The organism is Aestuariivivens sediminicola (assembly GCF_022662015.1).
GTDB classification, from domain to species: domain Bacteria; phylum Bacteroidota; class Bacteroidia; order Flavobacteriales; family Flavobacteriaceae; genus Aestuariivivens; species Aestuariivivens sediminicola.
In genome coordinates this window covers 1-1,192 of the sequence record NZ_JAKMCM010000018.1, presented here as the reverse complement: position 1 = coordinate 1,192, position 1,192 = coordinate 1, and the positions used below count along the sequence as shown (strand labels likewise).

The window sequence follows — 1,192 nt, the reverse complement described above, 5'->3', positions numbered from 1 at the left end:
GTGGGCGCTGTATTGTCAGAGATCGTAATGGTTTGTACCTGATCTGCTGCAGCGTTACCACAGTTATCGGACAGGCTCCAGGTTCTGGTGATGACCCATGTACCTTCACAAGGTCCGGCCACAGGCGCGCTATCCACGTAAGTAGCCTCTATATTTGTAGAACAGTTGTCAGCCTCATCGGTAACATCACCGGAAAAGGACACAGCTGTATCGTAGTTACAATCGGCATCGGTGAATAGTTCTATATCCGCCGGTGCAGTGAACGTGGGCGCTGTATTGTCTGTAACCGTTATGGTTTGTGTTTTAACGGTCGTATTATCACAATCATCTTTTAAGGTCCATGTTCTGGTGATAACCCATGTACCTTCACAAGATCCGGCCACGATCTCATCGTTATAAGTCGCATCAATATTTGGAGAACATTGGTCTGCTTCATCGGTGACATCTCCGGTTACTGCCGGAGAAGCATCGTAGCTACAGCTGGCATCAGTAAAGATTTCAATAGCACCAGGCACTGTAAAGTCCGGTGCAATGGTGTCTTCAATCGTAAATTGAGCGGTTGTTTCACTAAAGTTGCCACAACCATCAGTTGCTCTGAACGTTACAATTACAGAACCGGTCATGCCACAGTCGTCAGACATCACATTACCATCGACACCGTAATTGTTTGACCATGCTATTGCGGAACAGTCATCGGTAGCTTCGGCGCCTGCGTTTGTAGATAACCAGGTGTTAAATTCAGAGAGGTTACCGGCGCCATCACATTGTACAGTTTGATCGGATGCAGGAACTGTGATAATCGGATTTTCAGTATCCTTGATTAAATAAGATGCTGTTGTCGTAACCGCATTACCACAATCGTCAGTAGCAGTAAAAGTAACCGTAATGGCTCCATTCTCACATTGTACTGTAGTATCCAGACCGTAATCATTGCTCCAGCTCACCATACCACAACTATCTGTTGCAGTTGCTCCAGCATTAGAGTCTAACCAGGCTTGTAACAGTGCCTGGGTATCTGTATTGGCGTCACATTCGATTTCGATATCTGCTGTATTGCTGTTATCAATAGAAGGCGGAGTGGTGTCTACCACTGTTATGGTTTGGTCTGCAGAGGCAGCGTTACCACATTCATCAGTAGCAGTCCAAGTTCTTACGATGGTTTTAGTATTACCACACTGATCGGTAACGACAT

At 45.9% G+C, this 1,192-nt stretch carries 1 pseudogene; it reads right to left on the bottom strand.

The annotated features are described in order from the left end of the window. Nucleotides 1-1,192: pseudogene (locus tag MR041_RS15560) on the bottom strand (gliding motility-associated C-terminal domain-containing protein); the annotation flags it as partial.